The following is a 16,616-nucleotide window of genomic DNA, read 5'->3' as shown; positions in this document are numbered from 1 at the left end:
TTACCGAGGAGCTGCGATGAACGCACTCAACGTCGCCGTCATCGTCGTCTACCTCGTCGTTGTCGCATGGATCGGCCTGCGCCTTTCCGGCAAGCAGAAGTCGAGCAACGACTACTTCGTCGGCGAGGGCAAGATGCCGTGGTGGACGGTGTGCTTCTCCGTCGTGGCCACCGAGACCAGCGTGCTCACGGTCATCTCGGTGCCCGGCGGCGCGTACACCGACCAGGCGTTCGGCAATGTCGAGCTGGCCATCGGCTACATCATCGGCCGCACCGTCGTGGCTACCGCGCTGATCCCGCTGTACAAGCGCGGCGGGTTCGTCAGCGCGTACCAGTATCTCGAGTTGCGCTTCGGGCGCTACCTCCAGGGCGTCGCGTCGGTGACGTTCGTGTTCACCCGGCTGCTGGCCGAGGGCGTGCGCCTGTTCGCCTCCGCCATCCCGATCAAGCTGCTGCTCGCCGAGTTCGGCCTCGATCTGGGCTACGACATCATCATCATCGCGCTGACGCTGCTGACCGTCGTCTACACCTACCTCGGCGGGATCAAGGCGGTCATCTGGACCGACGCGCTGCAGATGGGCCTGTACCTGTCCGGCGCGATCATCGCGATCGGCGTGCTCACCGGGCACGTCGGGGCCAAGGGCTGGTCGGACGCGCTGCACAACGGCAAGTTCCACATCTTCGACACCGACTTCGGCCTGGCCCACGTGCTCACCAGCACGTTCGCCCTGCCGACCGCGATCATCGGCGGCGCGATCTTCGCGATGGCCTCGCACGGCTCGGATCAGCTGATCGTGCAGCGCATTCTGTCCACCCGGTCGTTGCGCGACAGCCAGAAGGCGATGATCGGCTCCGGTATCTTCGTCGCCATCCAGTTCGCCGCGTTCTCGCTGGTCGGCGCGCTGCTGTGGTCGTACAACGGCGGCAAGTCGCCGAAGGAACTCGGCCTGGCCACCTCGGACAACCTGTACCCGAATTTCATCCTGCACGGGTTGCCGGTGGTGATCTCCGGGCTGCTGGTCGCCGGCATCCTCGGCGCCGCCATGGGATCGCTGTCCTCGGCGCTGAACTCGATGGCCAACTCGACCGTCGCCGACATCATCCGCAGCTTCTCCCGCCGCGAGATCTCCGACGACGCCATGCTGAAGCTGGCCCGCTACATGACCCTGGTCTGGGCGGTGCTGATGGCGCTGTTCGCCATGGGCTTCAGCGCGACGACCGGCAACGTCTACCTGACCGCGCTGACCATCGCCGGGTACACCTACGGCGCGCTGCTCGGCGCCTTCCTGCTCGGGCGACTTGTCAAGCGCGCCAACCAGTTCGACGCGGTGCTCGCGTTCGTGGTCACGGTGATCGTGATGACGGTGATCGTCCGGGTGATCAAGATCGACGTCACCGTCGCCGGGAAGCTGACCCAGAAGGGCATCGCCGCGCAGTGGCTGGTGCCGATCGGCGTGCTGGTCACGCTGGTGGTCGGCGGGGTGTCCAGCCTCTTCCATCCGGCCCCCGAGCCGATTCCGGCCGAGCCGGCCGAGGCGGTGGCCTAGTGCGCGTCATCGGTTTGATGTCCGGCACGTCACACGACGCGATCGATGCGGTGGGCGCGGATATTCAGCTGCGGGACAGCACTGTTCACGTCGAGGTGGTCGGTCAGCTGAGCCGGCCCTACCCGGATCCATTGCGCGCCGAACTCATCGCCGCGCTGCCGCCGGGCACGGTCGACATGGCGACGGTGTGCCGGCTCGATACCGCGATCGGGCAGGAGTTCGCCGCGGCCGCCGACGCCGCGGCGCGCGAGTTATTCGGCGGCACAGCCGATCTCGTCGCTTCGCACGGTCAGACTGTCTATCACTGGGTGGGCGGCGGAAAGACTTACGGCACAATGCAACTCGGCCAACCGGCCTGGATCGCGGAGCTGACCGGACTTCCGGTGGTCAGCGATTTCCGCTCGCGCGACATCGCCGCGGGCGGGCAGGGTGCTCCGCTGGTAGCGCTGTTCGACCTGCTGTGGCTCGCGGGACGCCCCGGGCGTTCGGCCGCGCTGAACATCGGCGGCATCGCCAACGCGACCGTCACCGGCGACTCGCCCGTCGCCTTCGACACCGGCCCCGGCAACTCGCTGATCGACGCGGCCGTGGAACTGGCGACCGGCGGCGCGGAGCATTTCGACCGGAACGGTCTGCGCGCGGCGCGCGGTACGGTGCACGAGCCGCTGCTGAAAGCGCTTCTCGGCGATAGCTACTTCGCGGCGCCACCGCCGAAAACGACCGGTAAAGAGCTGTTCAACCGCGCTTATATCGAACGGGTGTTGCCGGACTACCGGTTGCCCGCTGACGATATCGTCGCCACCATGACCGCGCTGACCGCTCATACGATCGCCGACGCACTGGCACCCTTCGAGCCGGACGAAGTCATCGCCTCCGGCGGCGGGACCCGAAATCCGACACTGATGGGCATGCTCGGCGCGCGATTGGGTACCGCGACCCTATGCACCTCCGACGAGCTCGGGTTGCCCTCGGCCGCCAAGGAAGCCGCGGCGTTCGCCGTGCTCGGCTTTCTCACCGTGCACGGGCTCGCGGGTAGCGACGCCGCGTGCACCGGCGCGACGCGGGCGTCGATCCTCGGCTCGATCACCCCGGGCGCCGGGCCGCTCAGGCTGCCCGAATCCGCCACCGCCGCACCGCGACAGCTGAAGCTGGTGAGCCATGTCCGAGGGTGACGACGTACGCACGCGCCTGCTCGGGGCGATCGCGCGGCTCACGCCGACCGGGCTGCGGGTGGCCCAGGTCATCCGCGACGATCCCGCCGCCGCGGCGCAATTGACCGTCAGCGAGCTCGCCGAACGCGCCTCGACCAGCACCTCCGCGGTGGTGCGGCTGTCCAAAGCCCTTGGCTACGAGGGCTATCCGCAGTTGCGGCTGGCCTTGGCGGCAACCAGCAAGGACGACGGCTCGCCGGTGTTCGCCAGCGATATCGATGCCGACGATCCGCTGTCGAAGGTGTTGCACAAGCTCACCGCGTTCGAGACCGAGGGCATGGTGGCCACCGCGGACCTGGCCGACCCGGCCACCATGGCCGCGGTGGTCGACGCCCTGGTCCGGGCTCGGCGGGTGGAACTCATCGGCATCGGCGCGTCCGGCCTGGTCGCGATGGACATGGCGCAGAAGCTGACCCGGATCGGCATGTGGTGCAACGCCTGCACATCCGAGGACGACGCGCTGGTCCAGGCCAGCCTGCTGGAGGCCGAGGACGTGATCATCGCCTTCTCCCACTCCGGCGAGACGGCCGCGATCGTCGACGCCGTCGACCGGGCCGTCGGCAGGCAGACCACGACCGTCGCGGTCACCGCGGGCGCGCAGTCCAGGCTTGCCCGGGCGGCCACCCACACCGTGCTGGTCGCCGGGCGCGAGGACGGATTCCGTTCGGCCGCACTGGCCAGCCGGATGAGTCAGCTCCTCATTGTCGACGCGCTCTACATCGGCGTCCTGCAACGCACCCCCTCGGCCGCCGTCGCATTGCGCCGAACCTATGACGCGGTCGCGGATCGACGGATCTCCCGCGGCGCACGAAAGGCACCGTGACCGAGGCGTTCTCGTTCGACCGGCGTTCCGTACGGCTAGAGGAGGCGAAGTGAACGAGCGTCAGCGGATGAACCAAAGACCCAGCGCACCGTCGAGCATGACGGAGCCGAGCGTTAGCGAGGTGGAGTCATGAGCGACATCAGCACTTTGACGACCGAGGAAGCGAATCCGCGGACCGCCGCGCTCGACTCCATGTCGGTCAACGAGTTGTTGCGCACCATGAACTCCGAAGACGCGGGGGTGGCTTCGGCGGTGGCGCAGGCGCTTCCGGAGATCGCCAGGGCGGTCGAGCTGATCGTCGCCGCGCGCAGACACGGCGGCCGGTTGATCTATGTCGGGGCCGGCACCAGCGGCCGGCTCGGCGTGCTGGACGCGGTCGAGTGCCCGCCGACCTTCGGCACCGCGCCGGACGAGGTCATCGGGCTCATCGCGGGCGGCTCGGTCGCGTTCGCGCACGCGGTCGAGGGCGCCGAGGACGACCCCGCGCGCGCCGTCGACGACCTGACCGGCATCGACCTGACCGCCGACGACGTGATCGTGGCGCTGGCCGCGAGCGGGCGCACCCCCTACGCGATCGGCGCGTTGCGGCACGGCCGGTCGATCGGCGCCGCCACCGTCGGCGTCTCCTGCAATCGCGACGCCGAGTTGAGCCGCTACGCCGACGTGGGCATCGAAATCGAAACCGGCCCCGAGGTTTTGACCGGATCCACCCGGTTGAAGGCGGGCACCGCGCAGAAGATGGTCTGCAACATGCTCTCGACCGCGACCATGGTGCAGTCCGGCAAGGTCTACGGCAACCGAATGGTCGACGTGAAGGTGACCAACGCCAAGCTGGTCGACCGGGCCCGCCGGATCATCGCCGACGCCACCGGCGTGGACCTGGTCATCGCGGCCGCGCTGCTGGACGCCGCCGACGGGCATCCGAAGACCGCCATCGTCATGCAGCTGGCCGGCGTCGACGTGGCGACGGCCCGGCGGCTGCTCGCCGGGGCCGACGGTTTCGTCCGCGCCGCCGTTCGAGACGAGGGCTAGCGCCGGGGCAACGTGCGCCGCCGCCTCCGGCTCTGTACCCGTTCGCGCCGGTACGGTGCAGCCATGCCCTTCGTGATCGATGGTTCGATGACGTGCTACCTGATGCCCGACGACCACGCGGAAGCCGAGCAACGGTTTCTGGAGCTGGTCGCGGCGCCGGGTGAAACCTGGCTCATCGCCTACGGTTTCACCCTCACCGATGCCGCCGAAAACCTGATCAGCGCGCACCGGCGCGGCGTCCCGCTGCACCTCTACCTGGATCACACCCAGTCCTCGGGCAAGACGCAGCAGCCGATCGTGCGGCGACTCGTCGACGCCGGGATCGAGGTCACCATCGGCACCAGCACCAGCGGCCGAAAGTACATCTGCCACACCAAGGGCCTGGTCGTGGACACGCCGAGCGGCCCGCAGTGCTGGGAGGGCTCGGTCAATTTCAGCACCACCGGCTGGCTACAGGTCAACACCGCGATGAACTTCGGCGCCCAAGCCTGGCGCGACCACTTCGTCGCCCAGTTCAACACCCTGCGCCACTACGCCTGGACCGAAGAACGCGACCTCCAACTCATGCCCGCCCCACCCATCGACTTCAGCGACGACTCCCTCCCCATCCTTCCCCTCTCCGTCTGAGCGCGGCACACTGATCTCAGAGGGGGTTCTGGGATGGGGATCAAGCACGCCGCACGTCTGGCGCTCTGCGCACTGACGGCGGTCGCCTACTGCACGGGCTGCGGCTCCGACGCGCAGCCGGACGAAGCCGAACCGATCGGCTGGGGCGCCTGCCCACCGGGGTACAGCACCGCGGTGCAGTGCGCGACCGTCGATGTGCCGCTCGACTGGAACAACCCGGGCGGCAGTAAGATTCAACTCGGCGTCAACCGGCTGCCCGCGATCGACCCGGTCCGGAAGATCGGGGACCTGGTCTTCAACCCCGGCGGCCCGGGCATCGCGGGCACCGAATACGTAGCGGCCGAGGCTGCCCAGCCCGGCGTGTTCCCAGCCGGTCTCCGGCAGCGCTTCGACCTGATCGGCTACGACCCGCGCGGCGTCGGCACCAGCCGGCCGAGCGTCCGGTGCGATTCGACCCTCCCCCACCATACGAACCAATTCCCGAGCAGCCAAACGGAATTCGATGACCTAGTGGCAGCGAACAGAGCATTCGGCACGTCCTGCCGGCAAGGGACCGGTGACCTGCTCGACCACGTCGACACCGTGCAGGTCGCCCGCGATCTCGAGGCGCTCCGCCGACGACTCGGCGGGGCCCCACTGAACTACCTGGGCCTGTCCTACGGCACCGAGATCGGGGCGGAGTACGCCCGCCTGTTCCCCGACCAGAGCCGCACCCTGGCCCTGGACGGCGCGCTCGTGCATTCGCAACCGGCCGGCACCATGAGCTACTACGAATCCATCGCCTTCGAAGACAGCTGGAACCGGTTCGCGCGGTGGTGCCGAACCGCTGCCGACTGTGTTCTGCGCGAACAGGATCCGTCGAGCATCCTCGACGATCTGGTCGCCAGGGCGAAGCAGCAGCCGATTCCCGCGCCGCACTGCCGGCCCGCCGATGCGTGCCGCCCCGCGGCCGACGCCGTCGACCTGCTGACCAATATCCAAGCGCAACTGATGTTCCCGGACCCGCTACCGGGCGCAGGCTTCGAGGGCTGGCCCGGCCTGGCCACCCTGCTCGACCGAGCCCGCAACGGTGACGCCAGCGGTCTGTCGACGACCGTGCACAACGACGCGGACCTGGCCGTCGGCTGCACGGACTCGCGGGCGGACTTCGACACCTATCCGGCCTTACAGGCTCAGCAGATCCTGCTCGCCATCGTCGCACCGCATACCCGCGGCGTCAGCCAGTCCTACAGTTACCTCGCTCGCTGCCAAGGCTGGCCCACCGAATTCACCAATCCCCCAAGGGAAACCACCGCCGAGCCCACCATCGCACCGCTGATCGTCAACGCGACCCACGACCCGTCGACGCCCTACGGCTGGGCGCAACTGCTGTCGACCCAGCTACGCGGCGCCGTTTTGCTGACCCGGGACGGTGACGGGCACACCTCCTTCTTCCGTCCGGGCCGCACACAGGACGCCATCGTCGGCTACCTCATCGACGGGACCGCACCCGCCGCCGGTCTGGTGCTGCCGGATTAGTCCTTGGGCCAGTGGCGGTCGAGGAAGTCGGCGATCAGGGGGGCTATGTCGGGGAGGTTTTCTTCCAGGGCGAAGTGGCCGGTGTCGAAGAGGTGTAGTTCGGCGTCGGGGAGGTCGTAGAGGTAGGCGTGTGCGCCGGGTTCCGGGAAGAAGGGGTCGTTGCGGCCCCAGATGATCAGGGTGGGCGGGGTGGCGGTGCGTAGCCAGTCCTGCCACTGGGGGTATTGGGCGACGTTGGAGTGGTAGTCGAAGGCGAGGGCGACTTGGGCTTGCTTGCGGCCGGGCAGGTCGAGGAAATGCTGGTCGAGGGTCCAGCCGTCGGGTGCGAGCAGGTCGGGATCGAAGACACCGTGTTCGTACTGGCCACGGGTGCCGGAGAGGGTGAGCAGGTCGCGGATCGCGGGCTCGGCCTCGGGCTGGTCCGGGCGCAGTGCGATGAAGTCGCGGGCACCGTCGGAAAGCCCTTCCTCGTAGGCGTTTCCGTTCTGGACCACCAGACCGGCGACCCATTCCGGGTGCCGGGTCGCGACGCGGAAGCCAACCGGCGCGCCGAAATCGAAGGCGTACAGGAAAAATCGGGTGAGTTCGAGCCGCTCCAGGAAACCCTCGACGATGTCGGCCAGTCGTTCGAAGGTGTAGGTGAAGGATTCGGGCGCGTCGGTGTGCCCGAAGCCCGGGTAGTCCGGCGCGATGAGGCGGTAGCTGCCGCCGAGCGCGTCGATCAGGCGGCGGAACTGGTGGGAGGCGGACGGAAATCCGTGCAGCAGCAACAGCACCGGCGCGTCGTCGGGCCCGGCTTGCCGGTAGAAGACCCGGACACCGTCGACCTCGACGAATTTGTGCTCGACTCGAGGTAGTTCGTTAACCGGCATCGCTGTCCCTATCTCCCGATGGCTCACCTCCGGCGCCGAAGCGCCGGCGTTGGTGAAACCTCCGGAGGTGCGCGGGCATTCCCCCAGGCCCCAGCCACCTCGATGCCGCCGGCTGGGGCCGATCGCCGAAGTGCCTACCGCGCCGACGAACCCATCGCGACCCGATTGAGGGTGAACGTGCCCAGATCCGTCTTCTTGTGGTCGGTAGTCGTATTGACGACGCTGGCGGTAAAGCTGGTCGGCACCTTGTTCGCGTCGCAGGTCACCGCCGAGACGATGGCGTCCACGGTGCTGCCGTCACCGAGGTACTGCGTTCCGCTCCATTTCGTCAGCACATTATTCGCGTCCACGGTGAATTGCCCGAGCCAGACCACCGGCTCCGTTCCCGCTTTGGTGTACTTCGTCTCCCCGAAACCGATCTGACCGTTGAATCCGGTCACCAGCGTATTACCCTCGCCCCCTTTCCAACCCCCGTCGTAGGCGTTGCGATCCGACACCGCGGTGCAGGTTGCCGCATTGGCCGCGGGCGCGGCCCCGACCAGCATGCCCACGCCCAACACACCGGCGAACACCAGCACCGAGCCTGTGCCGGACCTCAGGATATTTCCAGGTAGCACTGTTTCGAATCCCTTCCATTTCCGGTAGTCGATATAGGCGACCAGCCAGTATGGCAAGCGGATTCGCGTTTATCCGCGCGGGCACGCGGAGGAAATAACCGGCGATTTACGATTCCGGACCCGGATTTTCGCGGCGGGCGCGGGCGCGGCGTTTACCCTCGTGCATTGCTTGCACGCGGGCGATCGGAATGGTGTGGCCCTCGGCAATGAGATCCGCAGGCAGGTCCTGCGGTTCGGGCATTTCTTCGGTCCACGGATCGCGATCGCCCAGTAGCTCGGCGGCGGTGTGCACGGTGAAATCCCTAGGCGTGATGTTGTGCAGATCGCTCCAGGCGACGGGAAACGACACCGTGGTACCCGGCCGGATCCGCGGGCTGTAGACGGCGGCGACGGTCGCACCGCCCGCCCGGGTGGAATCGAGGAAGACGCGCCCGCCACGGTCCTCGACGATGAAGGCGGTGGTGGCGAGGTCCGGGTCGAGCCGCTCGGCGCGGGCGGCGATCGCGCGGGTCGCCGCCGCCACGTCGTCGATCGCGAGGCCGGGCCGCAGCGGCACGAAGACGTGCACGCCCTTCGCGCCACTGGTTTTCACCGCGCCGGCCAGTCCGTCGTCGGCCAGCGCCGCGCGGACCAGCTCGGCGGCCAGCACCGCCTGCCGGAACGGCTGCTCCGGCGGCGGATCGAGGTCGAGGATCAGATGCGTGGGTCCCTGACCGCGATCGGCGAGCAGCAGCGTCGGATGGTATTCGACCGCCCGCTGATTGCCGAACCACAGCAACGTGCGCACGTCGTCGCACAGCGCGTAAGTCACCTCGCGGTGCGAACTCTCGGCCCACACCGTCACCCGGTGCATCCAGTCCGGCGCGAACTTGGGCAGGTTCTTCTGCATGAACGGCTGCTGCCCCGGCCGGACCCGGAGCACCGAGAGCGGCCGGTCGCGCAGCTGCCGCACGATCCGATCGCCGACCGCCTCGAGGTAGTCGATCAGATCGCGTTTGGTCGCCTCGGCGCCGTCGAACAACGGCTTGTCGAGATTGGTCAGCGTCACCCCGGCGCGGACCTCGTCACTGCCCATCGGCTCACCTTGCCCGCCGCGGACAGCGTGGTCAACCCGGCTGTTTCACCGGCGGCAGCGCCGCAAGCGCATCGACGACGGTGCGGTATTCGCCGTCGGCGTTGCGGCCGAGTTGTGGCCAGCCCCGGCCGTCCGGGCCGCACAGCTGGGTCCAGATCGCGCGGGTCCGGTCGAGCAGTTCGCGCTGTTCGGCGTCGTCGAGTGCGTGCAGGAAGTCGCCCGGAAAGCCGGCATCCCGCAGCCAGGCCATCGGGTCGATCTTGGCTCCCGGGTCGTAGCCGTGCGGCATGACGCTGAGATGCAGGTGCGGCCCGGTGGATCCGCCGTTGTTGCCGACGTAGGCGATCAACTGTCCCGCCTCGACGCGGTCACCGGCACACAGCCCGGTGGCACTCGCGTCCCACATGTGCCCGTATTCGCTCACCCCGCCGCCGTCCGCGGCCGGGTGGTCGATGACGATCCATTCGCCGTACCCCGTGGCGGGTCCCAGGTACAGCACGGTGCCGCCGGCGCAGGCGTAGATCGGGGTCCCGTCGGGCGCCGGGAAATCCTGCCCGGCATGGAATCCCCCCTCCCGCGGGCCGAACGGCGAACCGATCGTGAGTTCTGCTCGGGCTATGGGCCAGTATCGGGTCATGGGTGCCCTCCTCTCCGCCGGATATATCGGGAGGAGGGCGCCGGACGCGCGGTCGCGGTCCGCTCAGCGGGCCGTGACGGTCGTGGGCAGGGCGGCGAAGCCGCGATTGTTGGACGCGTGGATGCGGCGCACTCCGTCCGCGTCGAGGTCGTAATCGGAGATCTTCGCGACGATCTCCTCGAGCGCGACGCGCAGCTCCAGCTGGCCGAGGTTGGCGCCGAGGCAGTGATGGCGGCCGCTGCCGAAGACCAGCGACGCGCTGGTGTCCCGGTCCAGGTCGAACGTATCCGGGTCGGTGAAGACCTCGGGGTCGCGGTTGGCCGAGCCGATCAGCAGCAGCATCCGCGCACCGGCCGGGACGGTCACCCCGTGCAGCTCGAACTCCTCGGTGGCCGTGCGCAGCGAGGTCTGCGAGGACGGTTCGTAGCGCATCGACTCGGCGATCCAGGCGTCGATCCGCCCGTCGAACGCCTTACGCCGCTGCTCGGGGTGCAGCCACGCGGTGTGCCAGAGGTTGCCGAGGGTCAGCATGACGGTCTCGATGCCCGCGCCGATCAGCAGGATGAGCACGCTGACGATTTCCTCGGGGGTGAGCCGATCGTCGCCGTCCGCCGCGTCGAGCAGGCCGGAGAGCAGGTCGTCGCGCCGATCGTTGGCCCGCTCGATGGTCAGTTCGGTGTAGTAGCCGATGATCGCGCCGATCGCCTGGATCGCCTCGGGGCGCAGGTCGGTGGACTGCTCGTCGTTGTACATGATTTCCATGCCGAGCTTGCGCAGCATGTCGCGGTCGCGTTCGGGCACGCCGACCAGTTCGGCGATCACCTCGGTCGGGTACGGACCGGCGAAATCGGCCATGAAATCGAAGCTGCCGCGCTCGAGCAGGGGGTCCAGCAGCCGGCGAGCGATCTCCCGCAGCCGGGGTTCCAGACCCTGCACCCGGTGCTGGGTGAAGGCCCGCGCCACCAGCCCACGCAGCCGGGTGTGTCGCGGCGGGTCCATCGCGACGAAGGAGAACATCTGCTCGGCCTGCGGTCCCCAGAACGCCGGTTCCATCCGGATCGCCCCGTTGGCACTGGAGAATCGATCCGAATCACGGAGCGCGGCAAGGACATCCGCGTGCCGGGAGAGCGCCCAGAAATCGTCGGTATCGTTGCGATAGACCGGCGACTCGCTACGCAGCCTGGCGTAGTACGGGTATGGGTCGCGATGTACGTCAAAATCGTATGGGCTGTACTGCAGTGACATGGCGGAGCCTTCCGGGCGGTGCGACATCACCATCGCTACCGGTTCGCAACTCGAACTGACATGATGACAATAGTCGAGATGAATTGAGGGCGTAGTGAACTCGGAACCGCCGGTCGGGAAGATCGATGTGTCGAAGCCGCATCCGGCGCGCCGCTACGATTACTGGCTGGGCGGCAAGGACAATTTCCCGTCGGACCGGGAATCGGCCGACATGGTCGCCGAGGCCTTCCCGACCGTTCGCCTGGCCGCGCTGGAGAATCGCAGCTTCCTGCGCCGGGCCGTGGCCTACCTGGCCGACGAGGGCGTCCGGCAGTTCCTCGACATCGGCGCCGGGCTGCCCACGGCGGGCAACGTGCACGAGATCGCGCAGAACATCGCCCCCGAGTCGCGCGTCGTCTACGTGGACAACGACCCGATCGTGCTGGCACATGCCAGGGAACTGCTCAACAGCTCCCCCGAGGGCGCGACCGCCTATCTGGACGCGGACATCCGCGAACCCGACCGCATCCTCGGCCACCCCGACCTGGCCCGGGTGCTGGACATGAACCAGCCGGTGGCGCTGATGCTGGTGGCGATCATGCACTTCATGACCGACGACGACCGCCCGTACGAGCTGGTCCGCACGCTGTGCGACGCGCTGCCCTCGGGCAGCTACCTGGTGATGACCCACGCCACCAGCGACCACCTCTCCGCCGAGGAACTCGCCGAGAACAACGAGGCCAACCAGCGCAGCGGCGTGCCGTTCCGGTTGCGGACCACCGAGGAATTCACCCGCTTCTTCACCGGCCTCGAACTGGTCACGCCGGGCATCGGCTCGGTGATGACCTGGCGTCCGGGCGAATGGCGCCCGCACCCGCGCCCGGAAGCGGTGTCCATGCTCAGCGGCGTGGCCCGCATCCCCTGATCAACGGATCCGGTCGACCGGCCGTGCGCGATTTCGCAGCGCGGTGCGCAACCCGCGACCCGGCGGGCGGGCGGTGTCGGATGCGTCGAAGGCCTTGCCACCGTGGAACTTTCGTTCCGAGGCGGTTTCCGGGGCGTCGTCGCACGTGGCGGTGAGCAGGCGGTCCGGCAGCGCCAGCTTGTGGATGGTGCGCAGGGTCAGCAGATACTGATGCAGCAACGACCCACTGGTGTACGGCAGGTCGTACTTGTCGGACAGCGCGCGGACCCGCGGTGCGATCTCGGCGTACCGGTTGCTCGGCAGGTCGGGGAACAGATGATGTTCGATCTGGTAGCAGAGGTTCCCGCTCAGGAAGGCCAGCACCGGGCCGGCGTCGAAGTTGGCGGTGCCGAGCAGCTGCCGCAGATACCACTCCCCCTTGGTCTCGTTCGCGACCGCGGCCGGCTCGAATTTCTCCGCGCCGTCCGGGAAGTGGCCGCAGAAGATCACCACGTAGGCCCAGAGGTTGCGCAGCAGGTTCGCGCTGGCGTCCGCGGTGAGCGTGCGCCGCCAGCGTCGTCCGCTCATCGCGGGGAACAGCAGGTAGTCCTTGCCGGCCTGCCGGGCGATCTTGCCGAGGAACAGCCTGGTCTGCGCGGCCTTCGCCGCCGGGCCCGGCGACCGATCGCGTTCGGAATACAGTCCGTGCAGCGCGATGCCCCATTCGAAAGTGGCTGCCAGCAACAGATTTCGCAGCGGTTGCAGCAGATGTCCCGGCTTCCACCGTTCGTCGCGGGTCACCCGCATGACGCCGAACCCGATGTCGTCGTCCATACCGAGCACATTCGTGTAGACGTGGTGGCGATAGTTGTGCGAATAGCGCCACTGCGCCGACACTCCGGCCATGTCCCACTCCCAGGTGCCGGAATGGATCTCCGGATCGTTCATCCAATCCCACTGGCCGTGGCAGACGTTGTGACCGATCTCCATGTTCTCGATGCTCTTCGCCAGGGCCAGCCCGAGCGTGCCGGCCAGCCAGCCGATCCGGCCACGGCTGAGCCCGATGGTCAGCCGGGCGACGGCGTCGAGCGCACGCTGGAACGCGATCGTGCGCCGGATATAGCCCGCGTCGCGGGCGCCGCGTCGCTCCTCGATGTCCCGCCGAACCAGGTCGAGTTCGAGTCCGAGCGCCTCGACCTCCGCCGCGCTCAGATGCGCGTAGGCCGCGACTTCGGTGATTGCCATGCTCGGTGTCCTCGAGTTCAGTTGCGGCGCCTGTCTACAGCGTAGGCTCACCCGCACCGGAATCGGCCGACTGCGCCGAACCCATTGCCGCACAGGAGCTTTGGGATCAGCAGGCGGTCCCGGCTAGTCGGGACCCGGCAACGTCTCGGCCAGGCCGGTAAGCAGGATGTCCAGCCCTCGCTCGAGTTCGGCCGCGCCGTCGTACGCGGCCAGCACCGGCGCGAGCTCACGCAGCAACGGGAACTCGGCGATCGGCAGCCGGTGCAGCCCGAGCCGCAGAACCTCGTCGGGTTCGTCCGGTCGTTCGACGATCTCCTGCAACTCGTTGAACACATGCCCGTACAGGAACCCGAACAGCGCCCGATAGATGTGCAGCGCGTTCGCCCCCGCGAAGCCGGCCCGGGTGAGCAGGGCCAGCATGTCCTCCAGCGGCCGGACCACCGAGATCGGCCGCATCCCCAGCGGCGTCGCCAACGGCCGGGTTACCAACAGCGGCACCACCTTTGGATGCGCCAACGCCAGTTCACGGAAGTCCCGCGCGACCGTGCGCAACTGATGCTGCCAGTCCGGGTCCGTCGCATCGATCGACAACTGCGCGAACACGATCTCCGCGACGCCGTCCAGCACCGCGGCCTTGTTCGGCACATGCCGGTAGATCACCATCGGATCCCGCCCGACGGCATCGGCCAGTCGCCGCATGGACAACCCCTCGACCCCGTCGCTGTCGATGATCTCCAACGCCGCGTCCAGCACCGCCGCCCTGGTGACCGCGCCCCGGCCGGGGACCGCGTCGTCGTTGCGCGAGCTCCCCGATCGAGACTTACCGCGTTCGGTGGGCGGCTCGGTCATGCCAGCAGGCCTCGTTCCGTCAGCGTCTCCAGCAGGCCGGGAGTGTAGACCTACGTTGTTGACACTACGCCACACGTCGAACAGCCATGGTGGCCGCGGGCGGCCGAGCGGTCGACGGTAGCGTCGTCGGTTATGACTCCGCCACCGTCCGGACAGCAGTTCTCGATCGGTCACGGCGACCAGCGGGCCGTGATCGTCGAGGTCGGCGGCGGCATCCGGGAGTTCCGGGTGGCCGGCCGGGACGTGCTCGAACCGTACGACATGCGGATGATGGCCGACAGCGGGCGCGGCGCCGCGCTGATTCCGTGGCCGAATCGCCTGGCGGACGGCAGGTATCGCTTCGACGGCGTCGAGCATCAGCTCGCGCTGACCGAGCCGGCGAAGAACACGGCTATTCATGGACTGCTGCGCTGGCGGCCGTGGCGGGCGACCGACGCGCGGCCGGACGAGGTCACCATGCGGACCACGTTGCACCCGCGCAAGGGCTACCCGTTCTATCTCGATGTCGCCATCCGTTACGCGCTGTCCGAGGACGGGCTGACCGTCACCACCACCGCGACCAACCTCGGCGACACCACGGCACCGTACGGCTGCGGCCATCATCCCTATCTCTCCCCCGGCGCGGGCCGCATCGACGACGCGGTCCTGTCCTTCGACGCCGCGACGCGGATCGTCACCGATCCGGAGCGGCAACTTCCGATCGGCGCCGAACCCGTGCGCGGCACGCCGTTCGACTTCGCTACGCCGAAACCGCTGGGCGAGTTGACGATGGACCACCCGTTCACCGATCTCGCCCGCGACGGCGACGGCCGGGCCTGGGTCCGGTTGCGGGGCACCGACGGTGCGGTGGCCGAGCTGTGGGTCGACGACTCCTATCCGGTGCTCCAGCTGTTCACCGCGGACACCCTGGCCCCGGCGCGCCGGCGCACCGGCCTCGCCGCCGAGCCGATGACCTGCCCGCCCAACGCCTTCCAGAGCGGCGACCGGCTGATCCGGCTGGCACCCGGCGCGACCGTGCAGACCCGCTGGGGCGTCCGCCTGGCTCGGGCGTAGCGCACGATCGGCGGGGATCAACCGCCTGGACCGATCCCGCGGCGGCGCGCTGTTATCGTCGAGAGCGCCCGCGCCGGGCGGAGGGACCGTGCGCAGCACCCCCGCGCCCACGAGGATGGTCTCTTGAAATACGTGCCCCGCGTCGCCTTGTTCCTGGCGATTCCCGCCCTCCTGTTCGCGGTCCCGTGGTGGACGCTGGTCGGCGCGCCCACGACGGGCACCGGGCCGCTGTTCTGGCTCGGCACAGCGGTATTCGCGCTGGCCTTCGTCGCGCTGCCCGCGTCGATGTTCCTCGGGCACGGTCCCGCGCAGTCGGATGCCGCGTCCATCGTCGGCGACACGCTGCTCGGCATCGCGTGGGTGGTGTTCAGCTGGTCGGTGATCGGCACCATCGCGGGCCTGGGCCTGGCGGTCGGCGGCGTGCACGATCCCGGCCGCTCGCGCATCGTCGCGACCGGCGTGTTCGTGGTGTCCGCCGCCCTGGTGGTCTGGGGAATCATCGAGGCGCGGCGGGTACCTCGCGTGCGCAAGGTCGACGTGGCCATCCCCGGGCTCGGCCGGGGTCTGGACGGACTGCGCATGGTGATCGTCACCGACACCCACTTCGCCGCGCTGGACCGGCTGCGCTGGTCGGAACGTGTGGTGGCGGTCGTCAACCAGCAGAATCCCGACATCGCCTGTCACGCAGGCGATCTCGCGGACGGCTCGGTCGCGAAGCGGCACCCGCAGGTCGACCCGCTCGGCAAGGTCGAGGCCGCGCTGGGCCGGTTCTACATCACCGGCAACCACGAATACTTCGGCGACGCGCAGGGCTGGATCGACCACATGGCGTCCATCGGCTGGCAACCGCTGCACAACCAGCACCAGACGGTGACCCGCGGCGGCGATCGACTCGTCATCGCGGGCATCGACGACCCCACCGGCGTCGGCCTGCCCGGCCACGGACCCGACCTGCCCACCGCCCTGGCCGGCGCCGATCCGGAACTGCCGGTCGTCCTGCTGGCCCACCAGCCCAAGCAGATCACCGCCGCCGCGGCCGCCGGAGTCGCCCTGCAGATCTCCGGCCACACCCACGGCGGCCAGATCTGGCCGTTCCACTACCTCGTCCGCCTCGACCAGCCCGTCGTCGCCGGGCTCAGCCGCCACGGCGAGCACACCCAGCTCTACACCAGTCGCGGCACCGGCTTCTGGGGCCCTCAACTGCGCGTCTTCGCCCCCAGCGAGATCACCGTCCTGATCCTGCGTTCGGCCCCCGCGCGCGGCTAGTCCTGTCCCGATTGTCCCGATGACGCGGAAACCGAGCCAAGATCGGTTCCGCGTCCTAAACTCCCCTCCACCACTGCGCTCTCGGCGGATTCGGTGAGTTGGGTTGCGGGGTATCGC

At 68.7% G+C, this 16,616-nt stretch carries 16 protein-coding genes; 9 read left to right on the top strand and 7 right to left on the bottom strand.

Features of this window, described 5'->3' with window-relative positions; all coding sequences use genetic code 11:
- The first annotated feature begins 16 nt into the window (after window positions 1-16).
- From ACFYO1_RS04225 to ACFYO1_RS04200, 6 genes are all read left to right on the top strand, one after another.
- Window positions 17-1,546, top strand: coding sequence for a sodium:solute symporter (locus ACFYO1_RS04225; protein WP_387227014.1), 1,530 nt, complete (start codon window positions 17-19; stop codon window positions 1,544-1,546).
- On the top strand, window positions 1,546-2,718 hold the full coding sequence (locus ACFYO1_RS04220; protein WP_387227012.1) for an anhydro-N-acetylmuramic acid kinase: 1,173 nt from the start codon (window positions 1,546-1,548) through the stop codon (window positions 2,716-2,718). Before ACFYO1_RS04225 ends, ACFYO1_RS04220 begins: the two co-directional genes overlap by 1 nt.
- On the top strand, window positions 2,705-3,580 hold the full coding sequence (locus tag ACFYO1_RS04215) for a MurR/RpiR family transcriptional regulator (RefSeq protein WP_387227011.1): 876 nt from the start codon (window positions 2,705-2,707) through the stop codon (window positions 3,578-3,580). Before ACFYO1_RS04220 ends, ACFYO1_RS04215 begins: the two co-directional genes overlap by 14 nt.
- Before the next feature lie 129 nt (window positions 3,581-3,709).
- Entirely contained in the window at window positions 3,710-4,612 is a 903-nt protein-coding gene (murQ, locus tag ACFYO1_RS04210; protein WP_387227009.1) for an N-acetylmuramic acid 6-phosphate etherase, read from the top strand.
- A gap of 63 nt (window positions 4,613-4,675) precedes the next feature.
- Window positions 4,676-5,239 (top strand): phospholipase D-like domain-containing protein, encoded by a 564-nt coding sequence (locus ACFYO1_RS04205; protein ID WP_387227007.1) that lies wholly within the window; start codon window positions 4,676-4,678, stop codon window positions 5,237-5,239.
- Window positions 5,240-5,272: 33 nt separating this feature from the next.
- Window positions 5,273-6,757: an alpha/beta hydrolase gene (locus ACFYO1_RS04200; RefSeq protein ID WP_387227005.1), complete on the top strand. Its 1,485-nt coding sequence runs from the start codon at window positions 5,273-5,275 to the stop codon at window positions 6,755-6,757.
- On the opposite strand, the gene ACFYO1_RS04195 is transcribed toward ACFYO1_RS04200, so the two are convergent.
- From ACFYO1_RS04195 to ACFYO1_RS04175, 5 genes are all read right to left on the bottom strand, one after another.
- Window positions 6,754-7,629 carry an alpha/beta fold hydrolase gene (locus tag ACFYO1_RS04195; protein ID WP_387227003.1) on the bottom strand — a complete coding sequence of 292 codons (876 nt, stop codon included), beginning with the start codon at window positions 7,627-7,629 and terminating at the stop codon, window positions 6,754-6,756. The genes ACFYO1_RS04200 and ACFYO1_RS04195 overlap by 4 nt on opposite strands.
- Before the next feature lie 134 nt (window positions 7,630-7,763).
- The gene (locus ACFYO1_RS04190; protein WP_387227001.1) at window positions 7,764-8,201 is read right to left on the bottom strand and encodes a hypothetical protein; all 438 of its coding nucleotides are present in this window, start codon (window positions 8,199-8,201) and stop codon (window positions 7,764-7,766) included.
- A gap of 151 nt (window positions 8,202-8,352) precedes the next feature.
- Window positions 8,353-9,321, bottom strand: coding sequence for a DNA polymerase domain-containing protein (locus ACFYO1_RS04185; protein WP_387227000.1), 969 nt, complete (start codon window positions 9,319-9,321; stop codon window positions 8,353-8,355).
- A 31-nt stretch (window positions 9,322-9,352) separates the two neighbouring features.
- Window positions 9,353-9,958: a M23 family metallopeptidase gene (locus ACFYO1_RS04180; RefSeq protein ID WP_387226998.1), complete on the bottom strand. Its 606-nt coding sequence runs from the start codon at window positions 9,956-9,958 to the stop codon at window positions 9,353-9,355.
- 63 nt (window positions 9,959-10,021) lie between these two features.
- Entirely contained in the window at window positions 10,022-11,203 is a 1,182-nt protein-coding gene (locus ACFYO1_RS04175) for a cytochrome P450 (RefSeq protein ID WP_387226996.1), read from the bottom strand.
- A gap of 94 nt (window positions 11,204-11,297) precedes the next feature.
- Between ACFYO1_RS04175 and ACFYO1_RS04170 the strand changes: the two genes are divergently transcribed.
- A complete protein-coding gene (locus ACFYO1_RS04170; RefSeq protein WP_387226994.1) occupies window positions 11,298-12,107 on the top strand; it encodes an SAM-dependent methyltransferase in 810 nt (269 codons plus the stop codon).
- On the opposite strand, the gene ACFYO1_RS04165 is transcribed toward ACFYO1_RS04170, so the two are convergent.
- Together ACFYO1_RS04165 and ACFYO1_RS04160 are read right to left on the bottom strand one after the other, a co-directional pair.
- Window positions 12,108-13,331 (bottom strand): fatty acid desaturase family protein, encoded by a 1,224-nt coding sequence (locus ACFYO1_RS04165; RefSeq protein ID WP_387226992.1) that lies wholly within the window; start codon window positions 13,329-13,331, stop codon window positions 12,108-12,110.
- A gap of 123 nt (window positions 13,332-13,454) precedes the next feature.
- Window positions 13,455-14,180: a TetR/AcrR family transcriptional regulator C-terminal domain-containing protein gene (locus tag ACFYO1_RS04160; protein WP_387226990.1), complete on the bottom strand. Its 726-nt coding sequence runs from the start codon at window positions 14,178-14,180 to the stop codon at window positions 13,455-13,457.
- 132 nt (window positions 14,181-14,312) lie between these two features.
- Here ACFYO1_RS04160 and ACFYO1_RS04155 point away from each other — a divergent pair, with 132 nt between their 5' ends.
- Window positions 14,313-15,233 carry an aldose 1-epimerase family protein gene (locus ACFYO1_RS04155; protein ID WP_387226989.1) on the top strand — a complete coding sequence of 307 codons (921 nt, stop codon included), beginning with the start codon at window positions 14,313-14,315 and terminating at the stop codon, window positions 15,231-15,233.
- 123 nt (window positions 15,234-15,356) lie between these two features.
- The gene (locus ACFYO1_RS04150; RefSeq protein WP_387226986.1) at window positions 15,357-16,499 is read left to right on the top strand and encodes a metallophosphoesterase; all 1,143 of its coding nucleotides are present in this window, start codon (window positions 15,357-15,359) and stop codon (window positions 16,497-16,499) included.
- The last annotated feature ends 117 nt before the right edge of the window (window positions 16,500-16,616 follow it).

Source organism: Nocardia sp. NPDC006044, from assembly GCF_042871115.1.
Classification (GTDB): domain Bacteria; phylum Actinomycetota; class Actinomycetes; order Mycobacteriales; family Mycobacteriaceae; genus Nocardia.
The sequence above is the reverse complement of the archived record's forward strand: the minus strand, read 5'-3'. Positions and strand labels throughout refer to the sequence as shown.

Excerpts from the sequence above, each read along its gene's own strand:
- ACFYO1_RS04225 (WP_387227014.1), top strand. The coding sequence starts at position 17 with ATGAACGCACTCAACGTCGCCGTCATCGTCGTCTACCTCGTCGTTGTC.
- ACFYO1_RS04215 (WP_387227011.1), top strand. The coding sequence starts at position 2,705 with ATGTCCGAGGGTGACGACGTACGCACGCGCCTGCTCGGGGCGATCGCG.
- murQ (WP_387227009.1), top strand. The coding sequence starts at position 3,710 with ATGAGCGACATCAGCACTTTGACGACCGAGGAAGCGAATCCGCGGACC.
- ACFYO1_RS04205 (WP_387227007.1), top strand. The coding sequence starts at position 4,676 with ATGCCCTTCGTGATCGATGGTTCGATGACGTGCTACCTGATGCCCGAC.
- ACFYO1_RS04200 (WP_387227005.1), top strand. The coding sequence starts at position 5,273 with ATGGGGATCAAGCACGCCGCACGTCTGGCGCTCTGCGCACTGACGGCG.
- ACFYO1_RS04195 (WP_387227003.1), bottom strand. The coding sequence starts at position 7,629 with ATGCCGGTTAACGAACTACCTCGAGTCGAGCACAAATTCGTCGAGGTC.
- ACFYO1_RS04185 (WP_387227000.1), bottom strand. The coding sequence starts at position 9,321 with ATGGGCAGTGACGAGGTCCGCGCCGGGGTGACGCTGACCAATCTCGAC.
- ACFYO1_RS04180 (WP_387226998.1), bottom strand. The coding sequence starts at position 9,958 with ATGACCCGATACTGGCCCATAGCCCGAGCAGAACTCACGATCGGTTCG.
- ACFYO1_RS04175 (WP_387226996.1), bottom strand. The coding sequence starts at position 11,203 with ATGTCACTGCAGTACAGCCCATACGATTTTGACGTACATCGCGACCCA.
- ACFYO1_RS04165 (WP_387226992.1), bottom strand. The coding sequence starts at position 13,331 with ATGGCAATCACCGAAGTCGCGGCCTACGCGCATCTGAGCGCGGCGGAG.
- ACFYO1_RS04160 (WP_387226990.1), bottom strand. The coding sequence starts at position 14,180 with ATGACCGAGCCGCCCACCGAACGCGGTAAGTCTCGATCGGGGAGCTCG.
- ACFYO1_RS04155 (WP_387226989.1), top strand. The coding sequence starts at position 14,313 with ATGACTCCGCCACCGTCCGGACAGCAGTTCTCGATCGGTCACGGCGAC.